Annotated in this window: 27 protein-coding genes and 1 riboswitch; of the genes, 17 read left to right on the top strand and 10 right to left on the bottom strand. The window is 51.3% G+C overall.

Annotated features, from left to right (window positions below; translation table 11 throughout):
• Positions 1–94: 94 nt before the first annotated feature.
• The gene (locus tag L985_RS02270; protein WP_047391581.1) at positions 95–505 is read left to right on the top strand and encodes a VOC family protein; all 411 of its coding nucleotides are present in this window, start codon (positions 95–97) and stop codon (positions 503–505) included.
• Here the strand turns inward: L985_RS02270 and L985_RS02275 are convergent.
• From L985_RS02275 to L985_RS02305, 7 genes are all read right to left on the bottom strand, one after another.
• Positions 479–979 carry a methylated-DNA--[protein]-cysteine S-methyltransferase gene (locus tag L985_RS02275; protein WP_029343351.1) on the bottom strand — a complete coding sequence of 167 codons (501 nt, stop codon included), beginning with the start codon at positions 977–979 and terminating at the stop codon, positions 479–481. The two genes, L985_RS02270 and L985_RS02275, sit on opposite strands and share 27 nt — an antisense overlap.
• Before the next feature lie 78 nt (positions 980–1057).
• Entirely contained in the window at positions 1058–2455 is a 1398-nt protein-coding gene (locus L985_RS02280) for a dihydrolipoyl dehydrogenase family protein (protein WP_047391576.1), read from the bottom strand.
• 1 nt (position 2456) lies between these two features.
• Positions 2457–3668, bottom strand: coding sequence for a dihydrolipoamide acetyltransferase family protein (locus tag L985_RS02285; protein WP_197499336.1), 1212 nt, complete (start codon positions 3666–3668; stop codon positions 2457–2459).
• 13 nt (positions 3669–3681) lie between these two features.
• Entirely contained in the window at positions 3682–4680 is a 999-nt protein-coding gene (locus tag L985_RS02290) for an alpha-ketoacid dehydrogenase subunit beta (RefSeq protein WP_047391573.1), read from the bottom strand.
• A 1-nt stretch (position 4681) separates the two neighbouring features.
• Positions 4682–5731, bottom strand: a complete 1050-nt coding sequence (gene pdhA / locus L985_RS02295) for a pyruvate dehydrogenase (acetyl-transferring) E1 component subunit alpha (protein WP_047391568.1) — start codon at positions 5729–5731, stop codon at positions 4682–4684.
• A gap of 13 nt (positions 5732–5744) precedes the next feature.
• Positions 5745–6887 (bottom strand): Glu/Leu/Phe/Val family dehydrogenase, encoded by a 1143-nt coding sequence (locus tag L985_RS02300; RefSeq protein ID WP_047391564.1) that lies wholly within the window; start codon positions 6885–6887, stop codon positions 5745–5747.
• A 37-nt stretch (positions 6888–6924) separates the two neighbouring features.
• Complete coding sequence (locus L985_RS02305; RefSeq protein WP_047391561.1) at positions 6925–7326, bottom strand: thioesterase family protein; 402 nt, start codon at positions 7324–7326, stop codon at positions 6925–6927.
• A gap of 331 nt (positions 7327–7657) precedes the next feature.
• Here L985_RS02305 and L985_RS02310 point away from each other — a divergent pair, with 331 nt between their 5' ends.
• The 12 genes from L985_RS02310 (at position 7658) to paaX (ending at position 18053) form a co-directional block, all read left to right on the top strand.
• Entirely contained in the window at positions 7658–8935 is a 1278-nt protein-coding gene (locus L985_RS02310) for a phenylacetate--CoA ligase family protein (RefSeq protein WP_047391558.1), read from the top strand.
• 18 nt (positions 8936–8953) lie between these two features.
• The gene (gene paaA / locus L985_RS02315; RefSeq protein WP_029343359.1) at positions 8954–9925 is read left to right on the top strand and encodes a 1,2-phenylacetyl-CoA epoxidase subunit PaaA; all 972 of its coding nucleotides are present in this window, start codon (positions 8954–8956) and stop codon (positions 9923–9925) included.
• A 14-nt stretch (positions 9926–9939) separates the two neighbouring features.
• Positions 9940–10284: a 1,2-phenylacetyl-CoA epoxidase subunit PaaB gene (paaB, locus tag L985_RS02320; RefSeq protein WP_047391554.1), complete on the top strand. Its 345-nt coding sequence runs from the start codon at positions 9940–9942 to the stop codon at positions 10282–10284.
• Positions 10281–11066, top strand: a complete 786-nt coding sequence (gene paaC / locus L985_RS02325) for a 1,2-phenylacetyl-CoA epoxidase subunit PaaC (RefSeq protein ID WP_029343361.1) — start codon at positions 10281–10283, stop codon at positions 11064–11066. Before paaB ends, paaC begins: the two co-directional genes overlap by 4 nt.
• 14 nt (positions 11067–11080) lie before the next feature.
• Positions 11081–11575 carry a 1,2-phenylacetyl-CoA epoxidase subunit PaaD gene (gene paaD, locus L985_RS02330; protein WP_047391550.1) on the top strand — a complete coding sequence of 165 codons (495 nt, stop codon included), beginning with the start codon at positions 11081–11083 and terminating at the stop codon, positions 11573–11575.
• A gap of 15 nt (positions 11576–11590) precedes the next feature.
• Positions 11591–11914 (top strand): EthD family reductase, encoded by a 324-nt coding sequence (locus L985_RS02335; RefSeq protein WP_023466996.1) that lies wholly within the window; start codon positions 11591–11593, stop codon positions 11912–11914.
• Complete coding sequence (locus L985_RS02340; protein ID WP_029343363.1) at positions 11892–12671, top strand: enoyl-CoA hydratase/isomerase family protein; 780 nt, start codon at positions 11892–11894, stop codon at positions 12669–12671. The genes L985_RS02335 and L985_RS02340 overlap by 23 nt, the downstream gene beginning before the upstream one ends.
• Before the next feature lie 5 nt (positions 12672–12676).
• Positions 12677–14185 (top strand): aldehyde dehydrogenase family protein, encoded by a 1509-nt coding sequence (locus L985_RS02345; protein WP_029343364.1) that lies wholly within the window; start codon positions 12677–12679, stop codon positions 14183–14185.
• Between the two features lie 74 nt (positions 14186–14259).
• Positions 14260–15126, top strand: coding sequence for a 3-hydroxyacyl-CoA dehydrogenase (locus L985_RS02350; protein WP_047391546.1), 867 nt, complete (start codon positions 14260–14262; stop codon positions 15124–15126).
• The gene (locus L985_RS02355; RefSeq protein ID WP_047391543.1) at positions 15123–16331 is read left to right on the top strand and encodes an acetyl-CoA C-acyltransferase; all 1209 of its coding nucleotides are present in this window, start codon (positions 15123–15125) and stop codon (positions 16329–16331) included. The genes L985_RS02350 and L985_RS02355 overlap by 4 nt, the downstream gene beginning before the upstream one ends.
• Positions 16328–17095, top strand: a complete 768-nt coding sequence (locus L985_RS02360; protein ID WP_047391538.1) for an enoyl-CoA hydratase-related protein — start codon at positions 16328–16330, stop codon at positions 17093–17095. Before L985_RS02355 ends, L985_RS02360 begins: the two co-directional genes overlap by 4 nt.
• A gap of 73 nt (positions 17096–17168) precedes the next feature.
• Positions 17169–18053, top strand: a complete 885-nt coding sequence (paaX, locus tag L985_RS02365) for a phenylacetic acid degradation operon negative regulatory protein PaaX (protein ID WP_047391534.1) — start codon at positions 17169–17171, stop codon at positions 18051–18053.
• Between the two features lie 52 nt (positions 18054–18105).
• Here the strand turns inward: paaX and L985_RS02370 are convergent, their stop codons facing one another.
• Positions 18106–18645: a gamma carbonic anhydrase family protein gene (locus tag L985_RS02370; RefSeq protein WP_029343369.1), complete on the bottom strand. Its 540-nt coding sequence runs from the start codon at positions 18643–18645 to the stop codon at positions 18106–18108.
• A gap of 91 nt (positions 18646–18736) precedes the next feature.
• Here L985_RS02370 and L985_RS02375 point away from each other — a divergent pair, with 91 nt between their 5' ends.
• From L985_RS02375 to L985_RS02390, 4 genes are all read left to right on the top strand, one after another.
• Complete coding sequence (locus L985_RS02375) at positions 18737–19675, top strand: NAD(P)H-dependent flavin oxidoreductase (RefSeq protein WP_047391531.1); 939 nt, start codon at positions 18737–18739, stop codon at positions 19673–19675.
• Between the two features lie 135 nt (positions 19676–19810).
• On the top strand, positions 19811–20239 hold the full coding sequence (locus L985_RS02380; protein ID WP_029340698.1) for a DMT family transporter: 429 nt from the start codon (positions 19811–19813) through the stop codon (positions 20237–20239).
• A gap of 14 nt (positions 20240–20253) precedes the next feature.
• Positions 20254–20922 carry a Crp/Fnr family transcriptional regulator gene (locus L985_RS02385; RefSeq protein ID WP_051656209.1) on the top strand — a complete coding sequence of 223 codons (669 nt, stop codon included), beginning with the start codon at positions 20254–20256 and terminating at the stop codon, positions 20920–20922.
• A gap of 12 nt (positions 20923–20934) precedes the next feature.
• Positions 20935–21417: a DMT family transporter gene (locus L985_RS02390; RefSeq protein ID WP_029340700.1), complete on the top strand. Its 483-nt coding sequence runs from the start codon at positions 20935–20937 to the stop codon at positions 21415–21417.
• Positions 21418–21493: 76 nt separating this feature from the next.
• Here L985_RS02390 and msrA read toward each other — a convergent pair whose 3' ends face one another.
• A complete protein-coding gene (gene msrA / locus L985_RS02395) occupies positions 21494–22024 on the bottom strand; it encodes a peptide-methionine (S)-S-oxide reductase MsrA (protein ID WP_029340703.1) in 531 nt (176 codons plus the stop codon).
• A 95-nt stretch (positions 22025–22119) separates the two neighbouring features.
• Positions 22120–22223: riboswitch (SAM riboswitch) on the bottom strand.
• A gap of 62 nt (positions 22224–22285) precedes the next feature.
• A complete protein-coding gene (locus L985_RS02400; protein WP_047391527.1) occupies positions 22286–23464 on the bottom strand; it encodes a M20 metallopeptidase family protein in 1179 nt (392 codons plus the stop codon).
• Positions 23465–23534: the final 70 nt, after the last annotated feature.

A 23534-nucleotide genomic window follows, 5' to 3' on the forward strand; every position in this document is an offset into this window, starting at 1 on the left:
TTGGATAGGAAATTGGGGCTTTTTGTGTATAGAAGGAGATCGGGAAGAAAAGTGCGAAAGATGATACTAAATCATAATTTAAGGAGGGATTTCCATGCAGTATGCAGCCACTCCTTGTCTCGTTTTTTCGGGACAAGCCAAGCAGGCGATTGCTTACTACGAAAACATATTTGCGATGACACGTCGTCGTCTCGTAATGGACGAAACAGGAGACACCGTCTATCACGCACATTTATCAAATGGTGCGTTCGAATTGATGCTCTGGGACGAGAGTGATGCACTGGAGATCTCTCCTTCACTCCATCTGTTGTTGACTTTTACGTCACTTGAAGAGCTCGAGCAAGTGTATCTGCGATTAACGACAGACGGTCAAATCGTCACACCTCTTGCTGTAGCAGACTTTGGAGGTTGGTATGCGCAAGTCCGCGATCCGTTCGGGATTCTTTTTGCTCTATCTTTCAGCGAAGAGGGACGAGAATCAGAGGCGTTGCTCGAGCGCGAGTAGCGTCCGCTTCATATTCAGACCGCCATGATAGCCGAGAAGATCGCCTTTTTTGCCAATGATCCGGTGACACGGAATCGCAAGCAGTAATCGATTTTTTCCGATTGCCGTGCCAATCGCGCGAGTCGCGTTCGGTCGAAAGAGACGTTCCGCGATATCAGAGTAGGTGGCGGTTTGACCGTACGGTACCGCGCGTAAAGCATTCCAGACTTCAAGCTGGAACGGGGTACCGACAGGCGCAAGCGGAAAGGACAGTGTCGTCGACTGCTGATTCAGATAAGCGAGTAGCTGCTCCGTATACGGAGCAAGCGCGGTGTCAGAAGCAATCCGATCGGCTCGGGGGAAGTGTTTTCGCGACCAGTCGTCGAATAGATCCTCCGGTTCATCCCAAGCGCCGACATAACAGAGACCATCTGCTGTAGCGGCGACCGGAAACGTATGCGTATTCCAGTGCAAACGAGTGAAGTACAGTTCCATGACATGTTTTCCTTTCTACACGAAATGAAGTGACGAATCCAAAAGAGGTGCTTCTGACGCAGAGGCACCTCTTTTAGATTACGCGCGCGAACCGACCTGTTGACGGGGTGGCAGGTGGATCGATTGACCGAATAAGGATTCTATCGATTCCGTCAGGGCTTCGCCTCGACTCGGATGAGCCATGACAGGGAAGAGAAGATCCTCCCGTTTCGCTGCCAGTTCCAGTGCTTGTGTAAATTGTCCGACGAGACGATGGGCATCGTCCCCGATCATATGAATACCAAGGATTAGTGATGTTTGCTCGTCAGCGATGACCTTAACGAACCCACTGCCACCTTCAATCGTCGTCGCTCCGTTTGCATTCAGTGGGAACTGTCCGGTTTGGAGCGTGTGTCCGGCTTCACTCGCTTCTTGTTCTGTCATCCCAACCGAAGCAATCGGTGGGAAAGTCCGTAGAACCGTTGGGTAGTAAGGTGTCGTCAGATCGACGTCTTGACCAGACAAGTGAGCTGCCGTCCGTTTCGCTTCGTGAATCGCACGAATGGCGAGCTGGGGACCCGGTGTCACGTCACCAATCGCGTAAATATGCGCTTGATTCGTTCGTCCATATGCGTCAACTGGAATCGTTCCGTCTTCTGCAAGCGTCACACCGATCCGTTCGAGACCGAGTGTCAAACTGTTCGGGATCCGGGAAAGGGACTGGAACAGATAGGCACCCTGATAGGCGACTTCTTCTCCGTTTTTCATGACGGTAACGGTCGCGTCTGATGAAGCCTCGATACGTGTCACGACATCCGATACGAGACGGATTTTTTGTTTTTTGAATGTCCGCTTCAGTTCCTTTTCAAGGCTTGGTTCGAGTGATAAGTGATCCGCGAACAACGTCACCTCTGTCCCAAGTGCATGGAAACAAGCAGCAGCTTCGAGTGCTAACGTGTCGGATCCAATGATCAATAAGCTCTCTGGTCGCTGCTCGAGTTGATAAAGCTGCTCGGCATTCAAACGGCACGATTCCTCGTGCTGGATACTGTGACTGCCGGTCGCAATGATGACGTCCCGGAACCGGTACGTATCGAACTGATGTCCCGACTCGACGCCGATCCGGTCTTCTGACAGGAAGGAGGCTGCACCAGAGATATGCTCAATCTGGTTCGCCTGACAGAGGGCGACCACTCCCTGACGTAATTGCTGCACGACTCGATTCCGGTAAGCATTCATTTTACTGAAATCATGGACAGCAGGGACCGTGAATCCAAGGTCTTCAAGATGCGGCATGCGTAACATCTCTTCTGCCGTATGCGCGTAGACCTTGGACGGGATACAGCCTCGGTTTAAACACAGTCCACCGAGTTCATCTTGTTCGATCAAGGTGACGTTTCGACCGCCTTGTGCTGCGCGGATCGCTGCCGTGTAACCTGCGGGACCTCCACCGATGATCAGGAGATCCCGTTCTTGTGTAAGTTCGCCAACAACCATGTTAGATCAACTCCAAAAGTAGGGTAGTCGGATGTTCAATCAGTGACACGAAGCGGTTCGTAAAGGCAACAGCCGTTGCCCCGTCCGCGACACGATGATCAAACGACATCGACAAATTCATCATCGAGCGGACGACGATTTGATCGTCTTCATCGACACAGGCTCGTTTTTTCGTCTTATGGAAGGCAATCAGTGCCGTTTCCGGATAATTGATGATCGGTGTTGCTCCCGTACTGCCGAGCGGACCCACATTGCTCATCGTGAATGTACTTGGTTTTAAATCTGCTGCGCGTAAGGCACCGTTTTGAGCACGTTGTTGCAAGGCGACCAATTGTTCATGCAGTTCCGTCAGCGAGAGCTGATCGGCATGACGGATGACAGGAACCATCAACCCGTCCGGTGTCTCTGTTGCCATGCCAAAGTGGAAATCCTGCTCTAATCGAATACATTCATTCGCTTCATCGAGTTTGGCATGAAAGACAGGATACTCTTTTAAGGCAACGATCAAGGCTTTGATGAAGAAAGCATTGATGTTGATGTTTCGTCCAGCGGCTTTCCATTCGGCACGTAAAGCGAGCAAACGTGTCATGTCAACTTCCTCGAAGTGGGTGACGTGTGGAATCGTATACAGCGACTGGGTCATCTTTTTCGCGATCTGCTTGCGAATGCCGCGGAACGGAATCGTTTCCGGTGATGCCTCTTGGTACGTAACCTCTTCAAGGATTGGTACAGCTGTCTCTTGTGGAGCAGTAGCAGCCTGGACGAAGCGAAGCACATCGTCCTCCGAGACTCGACCTGACGGATCGGAAGCCGTTACAGCTTCGATATCAATCCCGTGATCACGGGCGATTTTTCGCGTATATGGTGTCGCAAGGACACGTTTTGTTGGAGATGCTTGAACAGGTGGGACTGCGACAGGTACTGATTCAGGTACGCGCGACGCTTCAGGTGCTACAGTGACTGGCATATCAGAAGCGTTGCTTGCTTCGATATGCAACAACGTCGTACCGACTTGCACCGTCTGACCGACCGGGATGATGATTTCCTTGACGATTCCGGAAACGGGAGCCGGTAGTTCGGCGACCATCTTATCAGTCGCGACCTCAACGACCGGTTGATCCGTCGTGACATGGTCTCCGACTTGGACGAGGTAATGGGCGATCTCACCTTCTGTCATCCCTTCACCGACATCATGTAATTTAACTTCGATCATGGCATTCAGCTCCTTAAAACTCGACCGTACGCTGAATCGTCGCAAGGACACGTTCTGGCGTCGGAATGTAATGGTCTTCGAGGGCGAACAGCGGGACCGGAACATCAAAACCGGTCACGCGGGCAATCGGTGCCCGTAAATAAAGGAACGCCGTATCATTAATCAACGTCACGAGATCATTACCGAGACCACCCATTGCTGCGGCTTCATGGACGATGACGGCACGACCCGTCTTTTGAACGGAAGCAGCAATCGTTTCCCGGTCAAGTGGATAAAGCGTCCGTAAGTCGAGGACTTCGCAAGAAATTCCGCGTTCCTGAGCAGCCGTTGCTGCCTTTTGGGATACTTGAACCATTGCTCCCCAGGCGATCAACGTTACGTCCGTCCCTTCGCTGACGCAGCGCGCTTTTCCGATTTCAACGGTATACGATTCGCTCGGTACGACTTCCTTGAATGAACGGTAACTGCGCATCGACTCAAGGAACAAAACGGGATCTGGATCTTCAATTGCAGCAATCAATAATCCTTTTGCATCGTATGGTGTCGCTGGACAAACGACCTTAAGACCAGGCATCGATGTAAAGAGTGCTTCTGTACTGTCGGAGTGAATTTCCGGTGCCCGAATACCGGCACCATAAGGCGCACGAATGACCATCGGCACACTGTACCGTCCCATCGTCCGCATCCGAATACGGGAGACGTGAGTCATGATTTGTTCATAGGCAGGGTAGATGAAGCCGAGAAATTGAATCTCGACGATCGGTTTAAAGCCATTGATGGCAAGGCCGATCGACGTACCGACGATGCCAGCTTCACTGAGCGGTGTATCAACAATCCGGTCTTCCCCGAACTCTTCTTGTAAGCCGTCCGTTGCCCGGAAAACGCCACCATTTTTTCCGACATCTTCTCCAAGGACGAGCGTCGTCTCATCCTCTGTCAGTTTCGTTCGTAAGGCATCTGTGACAGCTTGGACGAGTGTCATCTCCGTTTGACGATTGATTGGTGTTGCCATCTCATTTCCCCCTTGCTAGCAGATACGCTTCTTTTTGTTGCTGGACATCAACCGGTAAGGTCGCGTACGTATGGTCGAACAGGTCATTGACGTCTGGCGCCTTGAATTGCTCCATCGCAGTTACTGCCGCTTCAACTTCTGCCTGATGCCGTTCCTGTAGCTGTTGCATCCATGTTTCGTCGAAGTAGCCTTGGTGTTTTAAGAACTGTTCGAGTCGATCAAGTGGATCGACCCGGTCACGTGAACGAGCTTGATCGCGGTATTTCGTTGGATCATCAGCTGTCGTGTGGGCACCAAACCGCCACGTGACGGCTTCGATCAATGTTGGTCCGCCGCCAGATCGGGCACGCGCAACGGCTGCTTGCATCGTGAAATAGACGGCAAACGCATCGTTCCCGTCGATCCGGACGCTCGGCATCCCGTAGGCGATCGCTTTTTGGGCGATCGTTTCGGAATGCATCTGTTTTTCGATCGGAACAGAGATCGCGAATTGATTGTTTTGGTTGAACAGAATGACCGGTGCTTGGAAGACACTGGCGAAGTTCATCCCTTCGTGGAAGTCGCCTTCAGAAGTCGCCCCGTCACCAAAGTAAGCGACCGCGACGTTCGTCGTTCCTTTTCGTTTTTCCGCCCATGCGGCGCCGACAGCATGCGGAATTTGCGTCGCAATCGGCACGGCAGGAGGGAAGATGTGTTTCTCAGATGGCACGCAACCTTCGACACGACCGTTCCAGTAAAGAAGGGTCCGAACCATGTCGGCACCGAACGTCAACGTCGCACCGTGATCTCGGTACGTCGGGAATAACCAGTCCTGATCGGACAACGCCAGTGCACTACCGACTTGCGCTGCTTCTTGTCCTTCGAACGGTGCATAAGTGCCGAGGCGCCCTTGGCGTTGTAAGTTGATCGCTTTTCGGTCAAACGTCCGGATTCGGTGCATCTGTTCATACAGGGTGAGGGCGAGCTCTTTTGTCAAATCGTGTTCTTTTGATGCGTCGATGATACGACCTTCTTCATCGATGATGCGTTGAATCGGAAAATGTTGCTCCATGTCAGCCCCTCCTTCAGTGGTTACGGATATCCCATTTTGGTTTTGTCGTATTCGTAAAGATGTTGTTGTGTTTTGCTCGGATTTGCATCCGTTTTTCACACATTCGGTTCGCGGCTTCAACCGTCGTGATGTTCTCTGCGTGCGACTCCTTGAAGACTTCGAGCACGGCGTCATAGATGTGACGCGTCTTCAGGAGGACCCGTTCGTGATTTGCTCCGTACAGTTCGTCCGCGACTTGGATCAATCCGCCACCATTGACGATATAGTCCGGTGCATACAAGATGCCGCGGTCCATCAAGACGTGAGCGAGCTGTTCATCCGCAAGCTGATTGTTCGCCGAACCGCAGATGGCTTTGCACGGTAAGAGGGCGATGTTTTGAGCGTGAATGACACCACCGTACGCACATGGAACGAAAACATCAGCATCCGTCAGATGAATTTCGTGAGGTGAGACGACGCGAACTGTCCCGGGTGCCATTTCGGCTTGAGTTACGATTGCTGCGAGTGCGGCTTCATTGACGTCTGAAACATAAATCGTCGCACCGGCGAGTAACAGTTTCTCTGCGACCTTGAAGCCTACTTTGCCAAGTCCTTGGATCGCGTAAGTCGCACGACTCAAATCGTCTGAACCGAATAACGTCTCGATCGTCGCCCGAAGTCCATAGACGACACCTTCAGCCGTCGGGATCGATGAATCCCCGCTACCACCAAAGGCTTCTGGAATGCCAACGATGCGTGATGTCTCCCGACTAGCGTGAACGAAATCATCCATCGTCGTGCCCATATCCGTTCCGGTGTAAAAACGTCCACCAAGCGAATCGACAAAGCGACCGAAGGCACGGAAAAGCTCCGGTGATTTATCCGTTGCTGGATTGCCGATGATGACGGCTTTACCACCACCGAAATCAACGTCAGCGGCAGCACATTTATACGTCATGCCGCGCGACAGGCGGAGGACATCGTCAAGTGCTTCATCGACAGAAGCGTAAGGCGCCATACGACATCCACCGAGAGCGGGACCGAGCGTCGTATCGTGAATGGCGATGATCGCTTGTAAGCCTGATACCGGATCGTTGCAAAAGACGACTTGTTCGTGACCCGCGATTTTTTCCATGATCGAGAGCGTTGGATTCGTAGATGGGTTTAACGTGTTCATAGTAGAGTCCTCCTCTATCAAATATAAGTAAGCGCTTTCATTTTGTTGAAACATTATTTTGTAATTTTTCTTGAATTCGGCTTTTTTCCAAAATGAATTGTGTGACTTCCCCTGTACCGATGATCGTGTGTCCATCCCGGACTTCGATGTCGGCGTCAACACGACGTGCCGTGAGGCGTGTTACTGTAGCGGTCACGATTAATCGTGCGCCTTCTGCTGCCATCCCGAGATGCTTCAACGAAACCGCACCCCCGACGCCTTCTTCGTCTGTCTCTAAGTAGGGCAGAATGAGTTGACGTGCTGCCCATTCCATATGGTAGACCATCGAAACGGTGGAGTATGCCGGATGAACCAATTGACCTTCGAACCGTGCAAACATATCTTGCGAGACGACCGCTTGAATCTCTGCTGTATCCCCGACAGCTAAACCTGGTTTCATCGTGATCCCCCTTCACTACAACGAATCCTCATTCAATCAAGTGGTCTTACCAAAAATAGTATAACACTTGTCACACGATATTTTATCAACCCGTTACAAAATGAGCAAATCATTTCAGAAATATTTTCCAAAAAAAGACTCTCGATTATGAAAATCAGCTTTATAAGCCAATTTATTTACTGACAAAGTGCGTTGAAGTGATAAAGTAAGAATCGTTTGGGAGCATTTAACAAAACAAGATTGACAACATTGTGAACGTATCGTACGTTAAACATATAACTAAAAACAAACGACCGTTTAATTATTGTATACATGATGAGGAGGTGCAGGTATGTACGATCAACATCAGGAAACAATGGATGCGCAAATGCGGGAGCAGCTACAGATGGAGCGATTACGTCAAACGATGGCGCACGTCACACGCGTCCCGTTCTATCAAGAACGTCTGCAGACACTGCGGATGACAGCAAATGACTTTCAAACGATCGAGGATTTGCGGAAGTTTCCCTTCACACGCAAACAAGATTTACGCGATCATTATCCGTTCGGGCTATTCGCCGTCGAACGGGAACAGGTCACCCGGATTCACGCCTCGTCTGGAACGAGCGGTAAACCGACCGTCGTCGGGTACACGCAAGAAGATTTAGACGACTGGGCAGGTGCCGTGGCGCGCAGCTTAGTCTTAGCCGGTGGTTCGTCAGCTGACTTATTGCACAATGCATACGGCTACGGACTGTTCACAGGGGGACTCGGGCTTCACGCAGGGGCAGAAAAACTAGGCATGACGATCTTGCCGATTTCCGGCGGCAATACGGATCGCCAAATCACGTTGATTGAGGATTTTCGACCGGATGGCATCTGTGGGACACCTTCTTATATCTTACGACTAGCAGAACGCATGATCGAACGAGGCATCGACCCACGAAAGACAAGCATGCGTTACGGCATCTTCGGAGCTGAACCATGGTCGGAAGAGATGCGTCAGACACTCGAACAAACCTTTAATCTACAGGCATTCGATATTTATGGACTCAGTGAAATCATGGGACCAGGTGTCGCGATGGAGTGTCAGGAGCAGGCAGGTCTGCATATCATGGATGACTTATTCATTACGGAAGTCGTCGATCCCGTTACGGGGGAACCGGTACCAGATGGTATGGTCGGGGAACTCGTTTTTACAAGCTTAAAAAAGAAAGCGCTTCCAATAATTCGCTACCGGACGGGTGACTTAGCATCGATCACGCATGAGGCGTGTGCCTGTGGTCGGACGACGACACGAATGTCACGTGTCAAAGGTCGGACGGACGACATGCTGATCATCCGAGGCGTTAATGTCTTCCCATCTGAAATTGAACGCGTCTTACTCCAACAGCCGGACGTGACGCCGCATTATCAAATCCATCTTGTGTGCAAAGCCGGACTCGATGCCGTTGAGCTACATATCGAATTCGAAAACATCTCGGAGCGACAAATGCGTTCGATATGTGACGCCATCAAATCGGAATGTCTCATTTCCATTGATCTCGTCTGTCACCCGCATCAAGGGTTACCACGATCAGAAGGGAAAGCCGTTCGGATCGTTGATCGACGCTCGACATCACTCGTCTGATTCAAAGGAGGAACTAGCATGTATGATGCAACACAACTGTTCGAACCCGTACAACTGACGGAAGAAGAAAAATTAGCACGCTTCAAGGAACGGATTGAGCAAGGTGAAAAGATTGAAGCTGATGACTGGATGCCTGCTTTTTACCGGGATACGCTAATCAAATTGATTTCGATGCACGGTATCAGTGAAATCATGGGTGCGCTTCCGGAAAAAGAATGGGTTCCAAAAGCACCATCGCTTCGCCGGAAGCTTGGCATCATGGCAAAGGTCCAGGATGAGATGGGACACGGGCAACTGTTGCTTCGTGTCGTCGAGGATTTGATGAAGCCATATGGCAAGACACGCGGGGATTTGATGGACGATTTATTCACCGGACGATTGAAGTTCCATAACGTCTTCCACATGCCGACACGGTCATGGGCTGATGCCGGGATGATCGGTTGGCTCGTCGATGGGGCGGCAATCATCACGCAGACGAACATGCTCGGTGCTTCGTACGGACCGTACGCGCGTGCCTTGCAACGAATCTGTGCAGAGGAAGTCTTCCACGCGCAACACGGAGAGTCGATCATCATGGCACTCGCAGAAGGAACACCGGAACAGCGGGCGATGATTCAGGAATCACTGGACGAGTGGTGGGAATCCTTGTTGATGTTCTTTGGACCAGCCTCGAAAGAGACGACCGGGACATCAAAACAGGACGTGACGATCGCCTATAAGATTCGGACGAAAACGAACGAAGAGCTCCGGCAAAACTTCTTTACGAAGTACGTGCCACGGATTCGTTCTCTTGGACTCGTTATTCCGGATCCGACGTTACGTTTTGATGAAGAGACCGGGCAATGGGAATATGCACAACCAGACTGGACGAAATTCAAGACGATCATCCAAGGGGGAGGACCACGTTCGAAGGAGCGACTGGAACTGCGCCGGACATCTTATGAAAATAACGCCTGGGTACGGGATGCACTCGCTGAAACGAAGGCATGAGAGGGGAAAGCACGATGAATGAGACGTTTTATCACGAATTCGAAGTCTTTAGCAAACGGACGCCGAACGCGGCGTTCACCCATCAATTCAGCTTGCTCGCTCCGAATAAGGAGATGGCGCTACTGATGGCACAAGAAAACTTCATGCGCCGGGAACCGGTCGTCGACATCTGGGTCGTCAAACGCGAAGATATCTGTGGTTTGTCACCGGATGAGAAGCAGATGTTGCAACGTCTTGATAATAAGGACTACCGGACGACGAAAGGATACGGCTACTTGAAGAAGAAATGGCGGCATTACGAGCAACAGATGCTCGATGAAAAAGAGATCATGTCTTGGCAAGGAGGCGACTCCAAATGACGGAACAAGAACGGACGGCACTCGCCTCCTTACTCTATCAACTCGCGGATGATGATTTCCTCTACGCGTACCGCGGTTCGGAATGGCTCGGACTCGCACCGCATATCGAAGAGGATGTCGCTTCGTCTTCGATCGCACAAGATTCGATGGGACACGCAGCGATGTACTACCAACTCCTCGAGGAACTCGGCGAAGGGAATGCTGATGCATTAGCTCATGTCCGACTAGCACATGAACGGAAGAATTCGATTCTCGTCGAACGTGTCAACGGACCTGGCTACTATATGGAGAAACCTGAATATGACTGGGCATTCGCCGTCGTGCGGAACTATTGCTACACGGTCGCGAAAAAGATCCGGATTGATGCCTTGAAATCGAGCAGTTACGAGCCACTCGCTACGGCTGCCGTCAAGATCAACATGGAACTGTACTATCATTTGCTGCACTGGCAAACATGGTTCACTCAGCTTTATCAATCGACGGAGACGGCACGCCAGAAGATGGATGCAGCCCTAGAAAAAGTCCTCTATGACTTCGGTGACATGTTCGATTATGGCGAACACGGTCAAGTAATCGAAGAGATGCGGTTGATCGAAGGGCAAGGGATTTTACTCGATCGTTGGTATCAGACGATCACACCGTTACTCGTCGAATTGAACGTGACGCTTCCAGAAATGCAGATGACGCGTAACGGGCGGGACGGCGATCACACGGAAGATTTGAATGACGCGCTTTCAACGCTCGGAGAAGTTTACTTGATCGATCAGACAGCGACGTGGTGAAAGGAGAGGGAAGCATGACGACGACACTCCATCATGCGATCCGAGAAGCCCTGAACGGGGTGAAGGATCCGGAAATTGATAGCGTCAGTATTTTAGATCTTGGCATGGTCGAGACGATGGACGCGGAAGCGACGGAGCATGGTTACCTAGTGCGCGTCACGCTTCTCCCGACGTTTCTCGGTTGCCCGGCGCTTGAAATCATCAAAAAAAATACCGAATCCGCCTTGCAGGTGATTCCGAACGTCGAACAGGTCGACGTCCAGTTTCGGTTTGATCCACCGTGGACATCAGACCGGATCACGGAACAAGGCATGCAAAGATTAAAGGCATTCGGCATTGCCCCCCCACGGTTTGAACAAGGGAAGTGGGAGATCGACTGTCCGTATTGTGGATCGACGTATGTGACGATGGAAAACTTATTCGGACCAACGGCATGTCGGAGTATTCTCTACTGTAAATCGTGTAAAAATCCATTTGAGGCGATGAAACCCGTCTCTACTCTCATGTGAAGGAAGGTAATCAATATGGCAAAATTAATCGCACTTTACAAACATCCGGAAAACAAGGAAGCATTCGATCAGCACTACTTTGAGGTCCATGGTCCATTGACAGCAAAAATTCCAGGACTGCAAGAAATGAACGTCACAAAAATCGTCGGCTCACCAATGGGCGGAGACGGAAAGTATTACTTGATGTGCGAGATGGTCTATGAAAGTCAGGAAGCGATGCAAGCAGGTATGCGTTCGCTCGAAGGAAAAGCATCCGGGAAAGACTTGATGAGCTTTGCAGGGGATCTCGTCACATTGATGATTGGTGAAGATGTCCATGCCGACACAACAGTACGTTAAGACGGAAATGGTCGATCGGATCGGTCGGATTCGACTCGACCGGACGGCACGATACAATGCGCTGAACCGGACGATGGTCCGGGAAATCGTCGAGGCGATGGAGGCGTTTGACCGCGACGATCGGGTGACGGTCATCGTCTTGACGGGAAACGGAAAATCGTTTTCAGCAGGTGCCGATATCGAGGAGATGCTCGAAGCGACACCGATTTCGATGGAACTCCTCGATCCGTTCGCGGACTGGGACCGGATCAGCCGAATCAAAAAGCCAATCATCGCAGGTGTCCACGGCTTCGTCCTTGGCGGCGGCTTCGAACTGGCACTCGCTTGTGATTTAATCTACGCCGATCCGGAGACGCAGTTCGGATTCCCGGAAGTCGGACTCGGCGTCATGCCGGGAGCAGGCGGAACGCAGCGTTTGACGAAATGTATCGGTCGGACGCGGGCGCTCGAGTGGCTCTTCACCGGTGACCGGATGAAGGCAGAGGAAGCGGAACGACTCGGTATCATCAACCGGGTGACGGCTGACGTCGAAGCGACGGTGCTGGCGATGGCAGAGCGGTTATCGAACCAACCGAGTATGGCGTTACGATTGATCAAGGATGCGGCAAACAAAGCTGTCGATTTATCGTTACAGGATGGGATGGAGCACGAACGCCGTAACTTCTATCTCTTGTTCGCGACAGCCGATCAAACAGAAGGCATGCAAGCATTTCTCGAAAAACGATCACCGATTTTCAATCAACAGGAACAGGAGTGAATACAATGTCGACAGTACATGAAAAAACACTTGAAATGAAACGGTCCGTCTATCACTTGCTCATCAACGGCGAACAAGTTGAGGGCGCAACAGGCGAGACGTTCAAAACATATAATCCGGCAACGGGCGAAGTGATTGCGGATGTCGCAAAAGCATCGAAGGAAGACGCCGATCGTGCCGTTCAAGCGGCACGCGATGCGTTTGATCACGGAAAGTGGAAGATGTGGCCGGTCGGACGTCGGGCACAAATCTTGAATAAGATTGCGAGCATCATGCGTTCCCGTTTCAACGAAATCGTCGAACTGGAGATTCTTGATACGGGGAAATCACTGGCTGCGGCGCAAGGGCAAGTCACGCAAGCGATTGAAGACTTCGAGTTCTATGCAGGTGCGATCGTCGGTCACCGCGGTGTCGTCAATAACGTACCGGGACAATTCCATAACTACACTGAAAAGGAAGCGGTCGGTGTCTGTGCGCAAATCATTCCGTGGAACTATCCGTTGATGATGGCAGCTTGGAAAGTCGCACCAGCAATTGCGGTCGGTTGTTCGGTCGTCGTCAAACCAGCGACATTGACACCGTTGACAGCCATCATTCTCGGTGAGATTTGTCTAGAGGCTGGTGTACCAGCAGGTGTCGTCAACGTCATCCCGGGATCTGGACGCGAGATCGGCAACCATCTCGTCGAACATCCTCACGTCGATAAAGTCGCCTTCACGGGCTCGACTCCAGTCGGAAAAGACATCATGGGACGTGCGTCGGAGACGCTAAAACGAGTCACACTTGAACTCGGTGGAAAATCACCGAACATCGTTTTTGAAGATGCAGACGTAACGGCAGCCGTTGATGGTTCGTTGTTCGGGATCTTCTATAACAGCGGTCAATCGTGTGAAGCGCGCTCGCGCCTGTATGTCCACGAGGAGATCTACGAAGCATTCATGGAACAGTTCGTCGCGAAGACAAAACAACTCGTCCTCGGTAACCCATTCGATAAAGGAACACACGTTGGAGCGATCATTGACCAACAACAAGTCGATGTCATCGATGGATATGTCCAGTCGGCGAAAGCGGACGGTGCAACGATCGTCACAGGCGGTCACGCTTCAGCACCAGAAGGATACGAAAAAGGATTCTGGTACGCACCGACGATCATCACCAACGTCACGCACGAGATGAAAGCGGTCAATGAAGAAATCTTCGGACCGGTCGTCGTCGTCATGCCGTTCAAAGATGAAAAAGAAGCGATTCGTTTAGCAAACGATACGTCGTTCGGACTCGGCTCAGCCGTTTGGACGAAAGACGGCGCGAAAGCGACACGTGTCGCCAATCAAATCAAAGCCGGGATCGTCATGGTCAACTGTCCGTTCTCTGCTTTCCCGGGTACACCGTTTGGTGGCTATAAACAATCGGGCTTCGGTCGTGAACTCTGTATCGAAACACTTGATCTGTACACAGAAACGAAGAGTATCTTGTCGTATTACGGCAGTCGTCCACTCAATCCGTTCGGACTATAAGCAAGAGGGAAGGCTGGAGTTCCGTCGGGAAGTCCAGCCTTTTTTAACAGCACAGGGGATAAGGGGGAAATTAGATGGTAGAACAAATCGTCGTCGTCGGATCCGGCGTCATGGGACGTGGCATTGCGTATGTTGCCGCACACCGCGGATTTCAGGTGACACTCGTTGATATCAAAGAAGCGTATGTTGAAAGTGCGTATCAAGAACTCGAACGTATCGCAGAGAAATGCATCACGCGAGGCAAGATGTCCGCGAACGAGGTCGAGGGACTATTCGATCGGCTGAGTCTGTCGACGGATTTGGCAACGGCAGCGAAACAAGCGGATCTCGTCATTGAAGCGGTACCGGAACAACTGAGCATCAAACAGCAAGTCTTTGAAACGTTAGAAGCACATGCACGACCGGACTGTTATTTTGCGACGAACACGTCAACGATGAGTCCGACGGAAATCGCGTCCTTTACGAACCGCGCGGACCGGGTCATGGCGATGCATTTCTTCAATCCGGTCCATCTGATGCCACTGATCGAGCTCGTTCGTGGTCTTGAAACGTCGGATGAGACGGTCGCAGCTCTTGAGCAGGTGGCGCGTCAGATGCAGAAGGAAACGGTCGTCATCCGTGAGTTTCCGGGGTTCGTGACTTCGCGGATCAGTGCGCTCGTCGGAAACGAAGCGTTCTACATGTTACAAGAAGGACTCGGAACACCAGAAGAGATCGATAAAGCGATCAAACTCGGCTTAAACTATCCGATGGGACCATTCGAACTCGGGGACTTGGTCGGACTCGATACTCGACTCCATAACTTAAAGTATCTGCATGAGAAGCTCGGCGAAAAATACCGTCCGGCACCACTACTCGAACAGTATGTCAAAGCGGGTCGACTCGGTCGTAAAACAGGTCGTGGCGTCTATGACTATACGAATCGTGAGGTGACATCATGAGACGTGTCGCTATCATCGATGCCGTTCGGACACCGATCGGTCGCTATAACGGCGCGTTGCGTCAGGTTCGTCCAGATGACTTAGGAGCACGTGTCATCGAAGCATTGCTTGAACGTAATCCACAAGTCGATCCGAAGACGATCGAGGAAGTCATTTTCGGCAATGCGAATCAGGCGGGAGAAGACAATCGTAACGTCGCCCGGATGTCTGGACTACTAGCTGGTCTACCGGTCGAAGTCGCCGGTACGACGATCAATCGCTTATGTGGATCAGGACTCGATGCTGTCATCGCGGCAGCGCGGGGAATTGCCTTAGGTGAAGGCGATATCTATATCGCTGGTGGAACGGAAAGCATGACGCGTGCACCATTCGTTCTCGCGAAGCCGGATCAAGCCAACCCACGTGGCAATCAGACGATGTACGATACGACGATTGGTTGGCGTTTCGTCAATGATCGTTTAGCAGATCAATACGGAACGGATTCGATGCCGGAAACAGCTGAGAACGTCGCCCGTCAGTACGGCATCTCGCGCGAAGCACAGGATGACTTTGCGTTTGAGAGCCAGCAACGCGCAAAACAAGCGATCGAGGCAAATCGCTTTACTGAGGAACTAGTTGCGGTCACGCAGACGGACCGGAAAGGTAACGTCAGCGTCTTCGACCGCGATGAACATCCCCGTCCTGAGACGACGCGTGAGAAACTGTCGACGCTTCGTCCGTTATTCCCGAACGGTACCGTGACAGCGGGAAATGCATCTGGCGTCAACGACGGTGCGTCGGCGCTGTTATTGATGAGTGAAGAAAAAGCGAAGGCACTCGGTTTGACACCTCTCGGGTATTATCGAGCGAGTGCGACAGCAGGGGTCGAACCTGCCATCATGGGCATTGGACCGATCGACGCGACAAAAAAAGTCCTCCGGCGGGCAGGGTTGACGGTCGAACAGCTCGATCAGATCGAGTTAAACGAAGCCTTTGCGGCTCAAAGTCTTGCTTGTATCGAAGTACTTGGTCTACCGACAGAAAAAGTCAACGTCAATGGCGGAGCGATCGCCTTCGGTCATCCACTCGGTGCAAGTGGTGCGCGAATTTTGACGACGTTATTGCATGAGATGCGCCGGACGAACCGGACGTATGGTCTTGCGACGATGTGTGTCGGAGTCGGACAAGGGATTGCCCTCGTCGTCGATCGGGAGGGACTCATATGATTCACTTAGAACGAGAAGGCTATATCGCGATCGTCCGGATTGATCGCCCGGAACGCTTAAACTGTCTCGATTACCCGACGCTTGTCGCCTTGCAGGAACAAGTCGATGCGTTGTCGGTCGACTCGGAAGCGCGGGTCGTCCTGTTCACCGGAACCGGTAAAGCTTTCAGTGCAGGCGCCGATTTAAAAGAACGCGTGCAGTTGAATGAAGAAGAAGTCCGACGTAATGTCCTTGCGATTCGCAACGTCTTCACGTCGATCGCACAATTACCCCAACCGACAATCGCTGCCGTCAATGGGCACGCGCTCGGTGGTGGCTTTGAATGGATCCTTGCCTGTGATTTCCGCTTTCTCGTCGAGGATGCCCTCGTCGGGTTGACGGAGACTAGCTTCGGAATCATTCCTGGGGCTGGCGGAACACAACGCTTGCCGCGACTGATTGGGGAGACACGGGCGAAGGAATTGATCTTCACAGCGAAAAAAATCGATGCGATGACGGCAGAACGTTACGGACTCGCGACCGCTGTCGTCGCCCGGGAAGCGTTGATGACGACGTGTCTTGAGTTTGCCCATCAAATGTTACAAAACGGTCCCATCGCCTTGCGTCAAGCGAAGCGAGCGATTGATCAAGGGCGGGATGTCTCGCTCGAACGAGGACTACAGCTCGAAACGGAAGCCTATGAAGTCGTCATCCCGACCGCAGATCGTCAGGAAGCGCTACAAGCCTTCGCTGAAAAACGGGCACCACGCTTTGAAGGAAGATGAGGATGGTCGACGTTTGAAATAACCCGTATACTAACGATACACACTATGAACGACTGAAGAGAGAGTGAATACCATGAGTGCGAACACCCAATCAATGATTTTTACGATTTACGGCGATTATATCCGGCATTACGGCAATCACATCTGGGTCGGGAGTTTAATTCGACTCGTCAAAGAGTTCGGACATAACGAACAAGCCGTTCGGGTCGCGGTATCCCGAATGGTTAAACAAGGCTGGCTCGTCTCTGAGAAGCAAGGAAGTAAAAGTTTCTATTCGTTGACGCCACGTGGAGTGGAGCGAATGGAGGAAGCCGCGCGCCGGATCTATAAATCAACACCGCACGACTGGGACGGGAAGTGGCGGACGCTGATGTACACGATTCCCGAGGATAAGCGACAAATTCGCGACGAGCTTCGTAAAGAACTGACGTGGAGTGGGTTTGGCAACTTATCGAACGGGGTCTGGATTTCACCGAACCCGCTTGAAAAAGAGGCGGAACGATTGATTGAAGCATACGAAATCGAAGAGTATGTCGATTTCTTTGTCGGTGAATACCATGGTCCAAAACAGGACCAATCCCTCGTCGAGCGTGCGTTTCCGCTAGAGGAATTGCAGGAACGTTACGAGACGTTCATCACGGATTATAGCCGGCAATACATCGTCCATCAGAGTCAGCTCCAACTCGGAGAAATGACGGATGAACAGTGTTTCGTCGAACGGACGATGCTCGTGCATGAGTACCGGAAGTTCCTTTTCACGGATCCGGGATTACCGCAGGAACTGTTACCAGATGCTTGGAGCGGACACCATGCGGCGCTCTTGTTCGAACAGTATTACCGATTGCTCGCACAGCCAGCGAGTCGGTTCTTCGAATCAATCTTTGAAGAGACGCACGATGTGTCACAACGCAGTGCTTCGTACGACGCAGCGGAACACCCGCTGTTTGCGGAGCGATAAGAACAATACATGAAAGAGCGGGACGGATCAGTTGATCCGCCCCGCATTCGTGTCATTCAGATGTATTCTGTTCAGCTGATTCTGCGAGGATGTTTCGGAAGGCATATCCTTTATCGACGTAAGAATCAATCGACTCCTGAATCATCGCGAGATCTGCTTCTGTTAGTTCACGCACGACTTTACCGGGTGAGCCGATGATCAGCGAACGGGGTGGGAAAACTTTTCCCGATGGAATCAACGTATTCGCCCCGATGATGCATTCTTCACCGATGTCTGCGTGATCAAGAACGGTTGCACCCATTCCGACGATCGAACGACGTCCGATTTTGCAACCGTGTAAAATCGCGTTATGTCCGACCGTCACTTCATCTTCAATGACGACGGGTGCCCCTTCATATAGATGAATCGTCGCGTTGTCCTGGATACTGCATCGTTTCCCAATCGTAATCGGTCCTTCGTCACCGCGTAAGACAGCGTTGAACCAGACGGTAGACTCGGAACCGATCGTCACGTCTCCAATCAGATAAGCACCAGGAGCGATGAATACATCGGAGGCGACGTTCGGATGAATCGATTGATACGGAATTTTCATAACAGAATGACCTCGTTTCTATAATAAGATGAACTACTATTCATTCCATGTCAGTATAGCATGTGAGTGAAGGTGAGAACGGAGGAAAGACATGTTTCCGATTTGTGAGCTCTTTAAAATTCGGTATCCTTTGATCCAAGGAGGAATGGGTAACATTAGTCATGCGGCACTCACGGCAGCGGTGTCGAATGCCGGAGGACTCGGAACGCTCGGGTGCGGGACATTGTCGGTCGATGAAGTGGCGTCGCGGATCCACGAGACACGAATGCTGACGGATCAACCATTTGCCTTGAATATCGCGATTCGGGTGTCTCCCTATACGGAAGCACTGATTGATCTCGCGATCGCAGAAAAGATCCCGATCGTCTCCTTGTCGGCCGGAAACCCGGCACCGTACATAGAGCGACTTCAAGCTGCCGGCATCAAAACGATCGCCGTCGTCGCCTCGGTCAAACAGGCATTGAAGGCAGAACAGGCAGGTGCAGATGTACTCGTAGCGGAGGGAGTTGAAGCGGCAGGCATCAATTCACCGCTCGAGTTAACGACGCTGACCTTGATTCCGCAGCTCGTCGACCGGGTCAACATTCCCGTCCTTGCAGCGGGTGGAATCGGTGACGGTCGTGGACTGGCAGCTGTTCTGTTACTTGGTGCGGCTGGCGCCCAACTCGGAACACGGTTGATCGCGACGGAAGAGGCGAAGGTTCATTCGACATACAAGGCGCACTTAATGGAGGCGACCGATACCGATACACGCATCATCGGACGTTCCGTCGGATTCGTCCGACGTGTCCTTGATGGTCCTTACGTTGAGCGACTCACAGCAGAGACACCTGCTGCTTTTCTCGATCAGACGAATGAGTCGTATCATATCAGAGGTGCTCTTGAGGGCGATGAGGAGAAAGGGTATGTCAACGCTGGACTGGTTGCCGGATTGATTCATGATGTGCCGACGGTTGCGGAGTTGTTTACGCGCATGATGACAGAAGCGGAGGAACAGCTGAAACAAACGACGACTCGTTTTACGACATGAGCATACTGATGGACCCGTGATTCTACTTGTGGAAAGCGGGTTTTTTCATGTTTTTTTGAAAATGGGACATTTGTCCTTTTCAAGTGGGGCACGAGTAATGTCTACTCTAGTGTAGAGATTAAAGGAGGAGATGACGTGCAAGGAGTCGTGTTTGCTTTGATGAGCGGTCTGTTCATCGCCCTGCAAGGCATATTCAATGCGCGCCTTGCGACAGGCGTCGGACCGTGGTTGTCCGTATTGATCGTCCACTTTGTGGGTTTGATGGGTTGTTTAGTCATTTACAGTTTCGTACGAGACCGGAAAATCGGTGGCTTCCGTCAGTTACCGTGGATTTATGCGAGCGGTGGTTTGATTGGCGTGCTAGTCGTCGTAACGGAACTCACAGCAATCCAAAAACTCGGGATGACATGGGCGATGTGTCTATTACTCGTCGCACAGATTCTATGTGCCTTTCTGATTGATTTAAAAGGATGGTTCGGTGTCTTAAAAAAACAAGGAAATCGTGGTCAGTGGGTTGGTGTGGGTCTCATGCTTGCGGGAGTTGCGATTTTCTCACTTGTCTAAAGGGGGGAATGAACATGGAAACCGTCATTCAACAGTATGGACTGGATACGATTTTGACGGAAGAGACGCGCGCTTGGTTGCGTCAAGAAACCTTCCAAAAAGGAGAACTCCTCTGTACGACAGGGGCATCGATTGACCGGATGTACTTCATCGTCGCAGGCAAGGTCAAGATTTCTGCTGCCTCGTCAGAAGGGAAACAACGGATTCTGCGATTCAAGACACCTCTGACGGTGATTGGTGACGCCGAATTCATCAATGAACGGGAAGTGTTGAATACGGTCGAAGCGGTGACCGACGTCGAGGTGTTGAGCGTGCCATATGCGATTTTACGCGAGCACAATACGACGAACGTCTTTCTGCAATTCCTATTACGGACGATCACAGCAAAATGGTATGCCGACTCGAAATCAGCGTCGCACCATGTGTTGTATACCGTCGAGGAGCGATTTGCGGGATATTTGTTGTCGATTGCTTCTGAAGCCAGTGACAGTTTATTTTATCAGGAGATGCGGACGTCGAACTTACATGACGTCGCTGACTGGCTTGGAACGAGTTATCGTCATCTCAACCGTATCATCACGAAATTATGTGAAGAAGAGATTCTCGTTCGACGACGCGGGAAAATCATCATCGTCGATCTGGAGCGGATTCGCGAGAAGGCGAACGGTAACAGCTATGAGTAAGGAGGAACGAACATGGTAATGGGCATCGTGTGTGCCGTGTTGGCAGGGATGTTGATCAGTTTACAGACGGTACTGAATGCTCGGATGAGTGACGCGTTCGGTGCATGGGCGACAACGACGCTGGTCTTCTTCGTCGGTTTCGTCGGAGCAAGTGTCACCTATGTCCTGTTTCGTGGTGGAACGATTGGGCAAATCCAAAACGTATCGCCGCTCTATTGGTTCGGCGGACTCGTCGGTGTTGGTGTCGTCTTTTGTGTCATGCGTGGAATTCAGTTGCTTGGTCCATCCGTCGCGATTTCTGTCGTTCTGATTTCGCAGTTAAGCTTTGCTCTCGCTGTCGATACGTTCGGTTGGTTCGGTTTACCACAAATTGATTTATCGTTCGGTCAGCTCATCGGTCTCGCCGTCATGGTATGCGGGATCTTTGTCTTGAAGCGGTATCAAGTTGTGGCACCAGAAGAGAAGGCGAAGGATCAGGTAGAACGTGTTTCATGACTTATCTTTTCCATAACAATGAAACAGGTCAGCAAACAAACGTTTACTGACCTGTTTTTTTATGCATTTTTTCGAATTAGACCGTCGTCGTATCTTTCCATTCTTGCTCGATGAAGGCATCGCGACCAGAAGCAGCACGATCTTTTTTATAGTGTTCTGGATTTTTCTTATGGAAGTCTTGATGGTACTCTTCCGCTGGATAAAACTCAGAAGCGGCATCGATCCGCGTCACGATCGGTTGTTTGAAACGATTGCTTGCAGCAAGAGCGTCACGAGAAGCGATCGCTGCTTCATGCTGAGCATCCGTATGATAGAAGATTGCTGGTGCGTACTGCGTGCCGCGATCTTGGAACTGACCGTCTGCATCCGTCGGATCCGTTTGTGGCCAGTAGAGTTCGAGCAGACGCTCGTACGGGAACAGACTCGGATCAAACGTGATTTGAACGACTTCGAGATGTCCTGTCGTTCCTGTTTTAACTTGCTCGTATGTCGGGTGATCGACGTGTCCACCCATGTAACCTGATACGATTCCCTCGATTCCTGGTAATTCTTCAAACGGTGTCACCATACACCAAAAACATCCACCTGCAAATGTTGCTTTTTCCATCCGTATCTTCCTCTCCGTGGGAAATTCCCATTGTATGTCTGACAGCGAGAAAAACGAAAACGACTCCTTCGCTTGGTTGCAAAAGGAGTCGCCGCTTTTTATCAACCAAAGCTTTCGCTTTGCTGGTCGTAGCACCTTGCTATGCGCAGGTTGCTGGGACGTCATCGATCCAGATCTCTCGGTCCACTCTTGATAAGGGTATATGAAGTTGATGTCATTCGTTATCATTGTTGTGATGATACCATTCACAAAGAAAAAAAGTCAATCCTTAGGTTTCAAGGCACGTAAAACGGTCGCTCCGAGTGTTTTCGCACCAACCAACAACGCCTGTTCGTTGATCTTGTACTGCGGATGATGTTGCGGATGATTGACGCGACCGTCCGTATATCCGGAGCCGGTGAAGAAATAACTACCCGGTACGTGCGTTAAGTAATGTGCGAAGTCATCCGCCGCCATCATCGGTGTGAGTGACCGGACAGATGCTTCCGGTAAGAAAGAAGCGGCTTCCTGAACGAGTTTTGTCTCGTCCGGATGATTCCAAAGCGCCGGGTAACCCGTCGTGAAGTCAATCGAATAGGTGGCACCGATGCCGGCACACGTTGTTTTGGCGATAAGGTCGACTTCTTGTCGGAGCTGATGTCGTAGTGTCTCGTTGAACGTCCGAATCTCCCCGACGATGCGTGCTTCACCTGTGACGATGTTCGGAGCCGTTCCCGCATGGAAGGACCCGATCGCAAGGACAGCGGGTTCGAACGGATCGACCCGTCGACTGACAAGGTGTTGGAGGTTACAGACCAGTTGTGCACCGGCGACAAGCGCATCTTTTGTTTTGTGCGGTGCCTGGGCATGCCCGCCTTGACCGTGAACGATGATTTCGAATTCATCGATCGCGCATAATGTATGTCCTTCTCGAAAACCGATCGTACCGACCGGTAAATCATTTTCGAGATGTGTCGCGAAGATCGCATCGACGCCTTCGAGGACACCGGCTTCAATCATTTGGATCGCGCCACCGGGAAAGACCTCTTCACCATGCTGGTGGATGATTCGAATCGTTCCTTGCAATTGATCCCGTAATGGATAGAGTGTAGCAGCAAGGGCCATCACCATCGCCGTATGCCCATCGTGTCCACATGCATGCATGACACCAGGGTGAATCGACCGGAAAGCGAGTGTCGTCTCTTCTTGAAGCGGTAAGGCATCAAAATCTGCACGAACAGCAATCGTCGGACCAGGTTGTTTGCCTTCGATCGTCGCGACGACACCACGACCTCCGACGGCTGTTTCGTGAGGGATGCCCTGCTCCGCATAAAAGTTTGCAATCCGTTCTTGTGTGCGGACTTCCTGGAAAGAGAGTTCCGGATGTCGATGAAAATCACGACGTAACGCGATCATCGTGGGTTCGAATTGTTCAAGTGCTTCAAAAAGTTGAGTTTGCATCTTCAGGCTCCTTTGACGTGTGTCTTTTCGTGAAAATGGGTACAGATACAGGTAATCACGAAAGGGGATA

The sequence above is a fragment of the Exiguobacterium sp. ZWU0009 genome, from assembly GCF_000798935.2.
GTDB classification, from domain to species: domain Bacteria; phylum Bacillota; class Bacilli; order Exiguobacteriales; family Exiguobacteriaceae; genus Exiguobacterium_A; species Exiguobacterium_A acetylicum.

Bases quoted from the DNA above. Each gene is read 5' to 3' on its own strand.
- L985_RS02270 (WP_047391581.1), top strand. From the start codon at position 95: ATGCAGTATGCAGCCACTCCTTGTCTCGTTTTTTCGGGACAAGCCAAG.
- L985_RS02275 (WP_029343351.1), bottom strand. From the start codon at position 979: ATGGAACTGTACTTCACTCGTTTGCACTGGAATACGCATACGTTTCCG.
- L985_RS02280 (WP_047391576.1), bottom strand. From the start codon at position 2,455: ATGGTTGTTGGCGAACTTACACAAGAACGGGATCTCCTGATCATCGGT.
- L985_RS02285 (WP_197499336.1), bottom strand. From the start codon at position 3,668: ATGATCGAAGTTAAATTACATGATGTCGGTGAAGGGATGACAGAAGGT.
- L985_RS02290 (WP_047391573.1), bottom strand. From the start codon at position 4,680: ATGGCAACACCAATCAATCGTCAAACGGAGATGACACTCGTCCAAGCT.
- pdhA (WP_047391568.1), bottom strand. From the start codon at position 5,731: ATGGAGCAACATTTTCCGATTCAACGCATCATCGATGAAGAAGGTCGT.
- L985_RS02300 (WP_047391564.1), bottom strand. From the start codon at position 6,887: ATGAACACGTTAAACCCATCTACGAATCCAACGCTCTCGATCATGGAA.
- L985_RS02305 (WP_047391561.1), bottom strand. From the start codon at position 7,326: ATGAAACCAGGTTTAGCTGTCGGGGATACAGCAGAGATTCAAGCGGTC.
- L985_RS02310 (WP_047391558.1), top strand. From the start codon at position 7,658: ATGTACGATCAACATCAGGAAACAATGGATGCGCAAATGCGGGAGCAG.
- paaA (WP_029343359.1), top strand. From the start codon at position 8,954: ATGTATGATGCAACACAACTGTTCGAACCCGTACAACTGACGGAAGAA.
- paaB (WP_047391554.1), top strand. From the start codon at position 9,940: ATGAATGAGACGTTTTATCACGAATTCGAAGTCTTTAGCAAACGGACG.
- paaC (WP_029343361.1), top strand. From the start codon at position 10,281: ATGACGGAACAAGAACGGACGGCACTCGCCTCCTTACTCTATCAACTC.
- paaD (WP_047391550.1), top strand. From the start codon at position 11,081: ATGACGACGACACTCCATCATGCGATCCGAGAAGCCCTGAACGGGGTG.
- L985_RS02335 (WP_023466996.1), top strand. From the start codon at position 11,591: ATGGCAAAATTAATCGCACTTTACAAACATCCGGAAAACAAGGAAGCA.
- L985_RS02340 (WP_029343363.1), top strand. From the start codon at position 11,892: ATGCCGACACAACAGTACGTTAAGACGGAAATGGTCGATCGGATCGGT.
- L985_RS02345 (WP_029343364.1), top strand. From the start codon at position 12,677: ATGTCGACAGTACATGAAAAAACACTTGAAATGAAACGGTCCGTCTAT.
- L985_RS02350 (WP_047391546.1), top strand. From the start codon at position 14,260: ATGGTAGAACAAATCGTCGTCGTCGGATCCGGCGTCATGGGACGTGGC.
- L985_RS02355 (WP_047391543.1), top strand. From the start codon at position 15,123: ATGAGACGTGTCGCTATCATCGATGCCGTTCGGACACCGATCGGTCGC.
- L985_RS02360 (WP_047391538.1), top strand. From the start codon at position 16,328: ATGATTCACTTAGAACGAGAAGGCTATATCGCGATCGTCCGGATTGAT.
- paaX (WP_047391534.1), top strand. From the start codon at position 17,169: ATGAGTGCGAACACCCAATCAATGATTTTTACGATTTACGGCGATTAT.
- L985_RS02370 (WP_029343369.1), bottom strand. From the start codon at position 18,645: ATGAAAATTCCGTATCAATCGATTCATCCGAACGTCGCCTCCGATGTA.
- L985_RS02375 (WP_047391531.1), top strand. From the start codon at position 18,737: ATGTTTCCGATTTGTGAGCTCTTTAAAATTCGGTATCCTTTGATCCAA.
- L985_RS02385 (WP_051656209.1), top strand. From the start codon at position 20,254: ATGGAAACCGTCATTCAACAGTATGGACTGGATACGATTTTGACGGAA.
- L985_RS02390 (WP_029340700.1), top strand. From the start codon at position 20,935: ATGGTAATGGGCATCGTGTGTGCCGTGTTGGCAGGGATGTTGATCAGT.
- msrA (WP_029340703.1), bottom strand. From the start codon at position 22,024: ATGGAAAAAGCAACATTTGCAGGTGGATGTTTTTGGTGTATGGTGACA.
- L985_RS02400 (WP_047391527.1), bottom strand. From the start codon at position 23,464: ATGCAAACTCAACTTTTTGAAGCACTTGAACAATTCGAACCCACGATG.